The organism is Enterococcus casseliflavus NBRC 100478, assembly GCF_001544095.1.
Classification (GTDB): domain Bacteria; phylum Bacillota; class Bacilli; order Lactobacillales; family Enterococcaceae; genus Enterococcus_D; species Enterococcus_D casseliflavus.
The window spans coordinates 55,560-62,180 of sequence record NZ_BCPT01000020.1; the positions used below are offsets into that span (position 1 = coordinate 55,560).

General features: G+C 43.6%; 7 protein-coding genes. All 7 read right to left on the reverse strand.

What is annotated here, in order from left to right:
- Positions 1-32 precede the first annotated feature (32 nt).
- The 7 genes from ECA1_RS14575 to ECA1_RS14610 all read right to left on the reverse strand — a co-directional run bounded on the left by ECA1_RS14575 (position 33) and on the right by ECA1_RS14610 (position 6,469).
- The gene (locus ECA1_RS14575) at positions 33-680 is read right to left on the reverse strand and encodes a CBS and ACT domain-containing protein (RefSeq protein ID WP_060792870.1); all 648 of its coding nucleotides are present in this window, start codon (positions 678-680) and stop codon (positions 33-35) included.
- A gap of 3 nt (positions 681-683) precedes the next feature.
- Entirely contained in the window at positions 684-1,385 is a 702-nt protein-coding gene (locus ECA1_RS14580) for an ABC transporter ATP-binding protein (protein ID WP_015510178.1), read from the reverse strand.
- Positions 1,385-2,161, reverse strand: a complete 777-nt coding sequence (locus ECA1_RS14585; protein WP_015510179.1) for an ABC transporter ATP-binding protein — start codon at positions 2,159-2,161, stop codon at positions 1,385-1,387. Before ECA1_RS14585 ends, ECA1_RS14580 begins: the two co-directional genes overlap by 1 nt.
- Positions 2,142-3,119: a branched-chain amino acid ABC transporter permease gene (locus tag ECA1_RS14590; RefSeq protein ID WP_005228744.1), complete on the reverse strand. Its 978-nt coding sequence runs from the start codon at positions 3,117-3,119 to the stop codon at positions 2,142-2,144. Before ECA1_RS14590 ends, ECA1_RS14585 begins: the two co-directional genes overlap by 20 nt.
- 9 nt (positions 3,120-3,128) lie before the next feature.
- Positions 3,129-4,007 carry a branched-chain amino acid ABC transporter permease gene (locus tag ECA1_RS14595; protein WP_005228742.1) on the reverse strand — a complete coding sequence of 293 codons (879 nt, stop codon included), beginning with the start codon at positions 4,005-4,007 and terminating at the stop codon, positions 3,129-3,131.
- A 108-nt stretch (positions 4,008-4,115) separates the two neighbouring features.
- The gene (locus ECA1_RS14600; protein WP_010749790.1) at positions 4,116-5,303 is read right to left on the reverse strand and encodes an ABC transporter substrate-binding protein; all 1,188 of its coding nucleotides are present in this window, start codon (positions 5,301-5,303) and stop codon (positions 4,116-4,118) included.
- Between the two features lie 284 nt (positions 5,304-5,587).
- Positions 5,588-6,469 (reverse strand): ROK family protein, encoded by an 882-nt coding sequence (locus ECA1_RS14610; RefSeq protein WP_005228730.1) that lies wholly within the window; start codon positions 6,467-6,469, stop codon positions 5,588-5,590.
- Positions 6,470-6,621 lie beyond the last annotated feature (152 nt).

The following is a 6,621-nucleotide window of genomic DNA, read 5'->3' on the forward strand; positions in this document are numbered from 1 at the left end:
TCGTTACGATCGACTACTTTTGCTGCTTTGTCTCATTTCTGGTTCGTCAAGACAGCACTGGTTACGGTATACCCCGCATCGCTTAAGATTTTCTCAATCGCTGCGACTTGGCGCGACTCTACTTGGATCTCAACAATCGTTTTTAGCGCCATCCGATTGACTACGATGGTCAAAATACTCATCTGATGATCGGCAAGCAGCTTGGTCACGTCTGCTAACACGCCTACATGGTCATCCGTGATCTCGATGGACACTCGGGTTCCACCATCATGGTAGCCAGTGATTTTCAAAAAGGCATCGAAAATATCATTGTTGGTAATGATTCCCACTAGGGTATCATCATCCATGACTGGTAAAACCCCCACGTTTTCACTACGCATGACGGAAATGGCGTCCTCTAATAGTGCATCTGGTTCAATCGTGGTCACTTTTTTCAACATGATATCAGCGACAGTCGTTTTATTTAAGAGATAGTTCATTTCATAAACGCTTAAGCTTGTCGCTTTTGAGGGAGTTGCTTCAGCGATCGTTCCTTCTGTGATCAACCCTACTAATTTATCATCGTCAACGACGGGCAGACGGTGGATATCGTGCTGCTTCATTAAATCTACTGCATCAAAGATCGGTGTCTGCGAATCGACGGTGACGACCGTCTTCGTCATAAAATCACTTACACTCATTGTTTAGCCTCCTAGATACGCTTTTCTTACTTCATCACTTGCTAGTAATTCTTCTCCAGTACCTTCTAAAACGATTTTCCCGGTTTCTAATACATAGCCGCGATCGGCAATCGATAAAGCCATTTTTGCATTTTGTTCAATCAGCAGCACAGTCGTTCCTTGCTGCTTGATTTCTTGAATGATTGAAAAAATTTCTTTGATAAAAATCGGTGCCAAGCCCATCGAGGGCTCATCCAGCAAAAGCAAGCGCGGTTTTGACATCAATGCCCGCCCCATTGCCAACATCTGCTGCTCACCGCCAGATAATGTCGACGCATCTTGCGAGAGGCGTTCTTTCAATACAGGAAACTTGCGGTAAACTTGTTCATAGTCTTCTTTGACACCACTGTCTTTACGCAAGAAGGCGCCCATCTCTAAGTTTTCTTGAACCGTCAATCCTGAAAAGACGTGCCGCCCTTCTGGCACTTGCGACAAGCCGTTTGCGACGATTTTTTGCGGTGCTTCTTTCTCAATTCGTTTTCCTTCAAAAGTGACTGAGCCATTTGAGGGGCGGATCAATCCAGAAATCGTCCGTAAAATCGTGGTTTTCCCTGCACCATTGGCACCAATCAGTGAAACGATCTCCCCTTGATTGACGTGGAAGGAAACATCATGGACCGCTTGGATCATGCCGTAGTGTACACTTAAATTTTGAATTTCCAGCATCAGATTTCCCCTCCTAGATAAGCTTCGATCACCCGCGGATTGTTTTTGATCTCTTCTGGTTCACCGTGGGCGATGACTTGGCCGTATTCCAGCACATAAATCCGTTCGCACACTTCCATGACCAAACTCATATCATGCTCAATCAAGAGGATCGTCAATTGAAAATCTTTTTGGATCTTATAGATCAGCTTTGTCAGTTCTGTTGTTTCTTGAGGATTCATCCCCGCAGCCGGCTCGTCAAGAAACAGAATTTTTGGTTCTGTAGCCAATGCGCGTACGATCTCTAACCGACGCTGCTCGCCATAAGGCAAATTTTTCGCTAACGTTTGACTTTTGCCATCCATATCAAAGATCCGTAACAGCTCTAAGGCTTTTTTCTTCATGGACGCTTCGTTTTTGTAGTACTTTGGCAAACGCAGGATGCTAGTCAGCAGTCCTTCTTTATGCTTACTGTTCATAGCAATCAAGACGTTGTCCATCACAGTCAAATTTTTAAACAAGCGAATGTTTTGGAAGGTTCTTGAAAGACCTAAATCTGCAATTTTATAGGGCTTCACGCCATTTAAACGTTTTGGCTTCCCTTGGGTCTCAAAAAGCACTTCCCCTTCACTAGGTTCATACACACCTGTCAGGAGATTAAAGAGCGTTGTCTTGCCAGCACCGTTTGGTCCAATCAATCCGACCAGTTCATTGGTATCTAAATGGAGGTCTACATGAGAAACAGCAGCTAAACCGCCAAAGTTTTTCGTTAAGCTTTTAACTTCTAATAGAGGCATCGTTGTCATCCCCCTTTTTTCTAAATTTATCCAGCAGTCCTTTTACGGAGAATTCCCATGTCCCTAAAAGTCCGCTTGGTTTAAAGATCATGATGATGATCAAAGCCAATGCATAAATGATCATGCGCAAATCAGAGAAGCCTTGCAAGTACATATTTAAGATTCCTAGCACTACTGCCGAGACAACTGCTCCTGTGGTACTCCCAAGCCCTCCAAAAACGACGATGATCAATACATCGATCGATTTCATAAAACCGTAATCTCGTGGGAAAACCGACTGCTGATAGCTGGCATAAAGGGTACCAGCAATGCTTGCCATCACTGCCCCCATTACAAACGCAATTACCTTGTATTTCGTTGTGTTGACCCCCATTGATTCTGCAGCGATCTCATCTTCCCGAATCGCTAAAGTCGCCCGACCTGGTCCGCTATGGATAAAGTTTGACACGACAAGAATCGATAAAACGGCAAAGAGAAAGACGATCTGCCAATTACTGAATTGGGGCAATCCGAAAATTCCTGCAGGACCATTGGTCAAGCCTCGTAGGTTCACCAACAAGATCCGAATGATCTCTGCCACACCTAAGGTAGCGATCGCTAGATAGTCGCCTTTTAAACGGAGGGTCGGAATCCCAACCACTAATGCGACTGCACCTGAAACCAGCATCCCCACCAGTAAACCAGTTAAAAAGCCGCCAAAGGTTGGATTGCTTGCCGACAGGATCGCGCCAGCATAAGCACCGATTGCCATAAATCCAGCATGTCCTAAGGAGAATTGCCCTGAAAAGCCGATGATCAGATTCAAACTGACTGCCAAGATGATATTGATTCCGATATTGACGATGATGGCATCAGAGAACAAATTGATCATTCCGCCATTGTAGGCTGCAAATAATCCAAAATAAAGAATAGCTGCCAGAGCGAGCCAGATTAAGTTGTAACGTAAATTCTTTTTCATTTCTGCCACCTACACTTTCTCTTTGATATTTTTGCCGAGGATCCCAGCTGGACGAACCAACAATATAATTATTAAAATGACATACACTAAAGCATCCTTATAATCAGAAAAACCAAGCGCTGTCGCTGCTGTTTCCACCAAACCGATCACAAAGCCACCTAAGGCTGCTCCAGGAATGATCCCGATCCCGCCAAGAACCGCTGCAACAAAAGATTTCAGACCAGGAACGACGCCCATTGATGGATCAATGGAATTATAATACAAACCGATCAGCATCCCGCCAGCTGCAGCCAAAGCCGAGCCTAAGGCAAAGGTAAAGGAAATCGTTCGATTGACATTGATCCCCATCAAACGCGCTGCATCTGCATCAACACTTACTGCCCGCATCGCTTTTCCCATACGGGTCTTTTTCACGATCAATTGCAAGAGAATCATTAAGGTAACCGAAACAGCCAAGATCAATAACTGGACATTACTTACTTGAACAAACCCGATGGAATAAGTTTGTCGTTCAATCGCTTGCGGAAAGGGGCGCACATTGGCTGAAAAGAAAAAGATCATGACATTTTGCAAAAAATAAGAAACCCCGATTGCCGTGATCAGTGCCGAAATTCGCGTGGAATTGCGTAAGGGACGATACGCTAAAAATTCGATCGTTACCCCAAGAGCTGCACTGGCGATCATTGAAATGAACAACGCGGGGAAAAACCCTAATTGCCATTGATTGATCAAAAAGTAACCGATAAAACTACCGATCATGTAAACTTCTCCGTGGGCGAAGTTGATCAACTTGATGATGCCATACACCATCGTATAACCCAACGCTAACAAGGCATAGATACTGCCTAGAAACAAGCCGTTGATCAATTGTTGGATCATCATTTCCATATACTCACTTCCAATATCATTTATTATGGTCATTCTTTTAGAGAAAAGAAACTGAGACAAACACATCAGGTCTGTCCCAGTTTTCACTGCCAAACAACTGCGGGTTTTTTAAGGTTCCACAGTGTCTGCTGAGGTTTCTTTCCCGTCAGTCAATCCTAAAACAACTGCTGATTTTTCAGGGTTATGATTTTCATCCATCGTGATTTCACCGGTCACACCGACAAAGTCTTTCAGTTCAGACAAACCAGCTGCGATCGCCAATGAATCTGCTGAGTTTTGATCTTCGATCGCTTGTTTGATCATATAAACAGCATCATAGGCTAATGCATTAAAAGCAGAAGGCTCTTTGCCATATTTTTCATTGAAAGCTGCCACAAACGGCTCAACTTTGTCGTTTGCTGGTGCTTTGGTAGAGAAGTGACCTGTATAGTAAACATTGCTGACATTTTCTGCACCAGCTGTTTGAACCATTTTTTCATCACCGAATCCATCCGCACCAATGATTGCTTGATCAATTCCTAATTCTCGCGCTTGCTTGATGATCAAACCAGCTTCTGTGTAGTAGCCTGGAATGAACAAGACATCAAAGTCGACATCTTTGATTCTTGTAAGAACTGCTTGGAAATCTTTGTCGCCTTCAGTAAAGTTATCCTCTAAGACGATTTCGCCTGGGTAGCTTTCTTTAAATGCTTCCGTCAAACCAATTGCGTAGTCACTTGAGTTATCACCCAAGATTACGGCTTTTGAAGCATCCAAATTTTCTGCTGCATATTTTGCCAAGATTGTTCCTTGGAAGCTATCTTGGAAACAAGAACGGAACGCAAATTCTTGGACTTTTCCACTGGTGTAAGTAATCGCATCATCGGTACCTGAAGGAGTGACCATCGGTACTTGGGCTCTCGTCACATTCGGTAAAGCCGCCTTTGTGGCACCTGAAGTTGCTGGTCCAATAATGGCAACGACTTTATCATTGGTTGCTAAGTTGGCTGCTACTGTCGCAGCTTCATTGTTATCTGATTTGTTATCTTTCGAAATGATTTCAATTTGTTTTCCAAGAACGCCGCCGGCAGCATTGATTTCTTCGACTGCTAAGTCGATCCCCTCTTTTTCAGCCGTCCCATAAGCAGCAACTGCTCCAGACAACTCTAAGTTGGCACCAATCTTAATGGTATCTCCCTCTTGTTTATTGCCACCTTCAGCAGCACCACTGCTATCCGTTGGTCCACCTGTTGGTCCTGCACTACAAGCTGTCAATAAAAACAAACTCGCAAACAAAAATGCAAATTTCTTTTTCATAATTTTCCTCTCCTTTACTTCCCCTGAATATGTTATCCAATATACTGAAAAATCTAGGAAATGTCAACGAATTATCAGAATATTTCACCTATTCAGAATTTATTTTTTTCGCCGATAAAAAATGGTGCTTTTAAAACATTGATCCAGCAACAATGGAATCGCTTTTCTAATTTTCGGATAAAAAGAAAAGCAAGCAAAGGTTTTTCCCCTTTGCTTGCTGCCGATACGCTTTGATTTGATACTTTTTTTTTCAAACGGACGTTTGAAAACATTACATCCTCATGTTAGCGGCTATTTCGTGGATACAATGCTTGAAAATTTGCCGCCGCCCCAACTAAATTGGCATCATTGCGATAGTCACATAGCTTGATCAGTGGGACGAAATCATTTAATGCTTGATCCGCCAACATTTTTTTCAAGCGCTGGTCAACTTCTTCTAACAAGCCTTTTTTGGCACTGACACCACCGCCGATAATGATCACTTCAGGATCAAAAGCAAACTGAATACTGAACAGTCCTTGTGCTAAATAGTTGTAAAATTTATTGACTTCCTCGATCGCAATGGCATCGCCATCTTCTGCACGTTGAAAGACCTCTTCACCGGTAATCGTCGTTCGATCCACTCCGATCCGATCACAATACCGCCAGGCCATCTGAACCGCTGTCCCTAGTTGCGAAAATGTTTTGCCTTGATCTAGGATCATCAACCCAAATTCGCCACCGTATAAATGTGCCCCACGGACTAGCTCACCATTTTGAAACAGGGTACCGCCAACGCCTGTTCCGATCACAACGAAGGCTGCTTGCTGATACTCTTTGCCCGCTCCTTGATAAAATTCAGCCATCCCAGCGCAATTGGCATCATTTTCGATGGTTACGGGTACCCCAAACGCTGCTTCGAGTTCTGAGTAAATATCAAACCCATGGATATAAGGGATCGCACTAATGCCGTCGATCCGCCGTTCTTGGGCATTGACCGCACCTGGCGCACTGATTCCAACGCCTTCAATCTCTTCATCTACGCTTGCCCTCACTTGCTGCAGCTGTGCTTTCATTTCCTCCCAAGTATTTGGAGTAGTGAACTTCCCTTTACTCACCAAAGAATCTTGTGCCCAGACGCCATATTTTACTGCTGAACCACCCATATCAAAGACTAAAATCGCCATTTTTTTCCCTCAATCCTTTATTATTCTGATACTGTCTATTTTACCGCAAGTCAGCGCTTGAAGAAAGCGATTTCCGATGACAAGAAAAAAAGGCTCTATAATTTATGGGACTGATGAATCAGAATTGATTCTTCAGCCCCATTTTCATTATT

Excerpts from the sequence above, each read along its gene's own strand:
- ECA1_RS14575 (WP_060792870.1), bottom strand. The coding sequence starts at position 680 with ATGAGTGTAAGTGATTTTATGACGAAGACGGTCGTCACCGTCGATTCG.
- ECA1_RS14580 (WP_015510178.1), bottom strand. The coding sequence starts at position 1,385 with ATGCTGGAAATTCAAAATTTAAGTGTACACTACGGCATGATCCAAGCG.
- ECA1_RS14585 (WP_015510179.1), bottom strand. The coding sequence starts at position 2,161 with ATGCCTCTATTAGAAGTTAAAAGCTTAACGAAAAACTTTGGCGGTTTA.
- ECA1_RS14590 (WP_005228744.1), bottom strand. The coding sequence starts at position 3,119 with ATGAAAAAGAATTTACGTTACAACTTAATCTGGCTCGCTCTGGCAGCT.
- ECA1_RS14595 (WP_005228742.1), bottom strand. The coding sequence starts at position 4,007 with ATGGAAATGATGATCCAACAATTGATCAACGGCTTGTTTCTAGGCAGT.
- ECA1_RS14600 (WP_010749790.1), bottom strand. The coding sequence starts at position 5,303 with ATGAAAAAGAAATTTGCATTTTTGTTTGCGAGTTTGTTTTTATTGACA.
- ECA1_RS14610 (WP_005228730.1), bottom strand. The coding sequence starts at position 6,469 with ATGGCGATTTTAGTCTTTGATATGGGTGGTTCAGCAGTAAAATATGGC.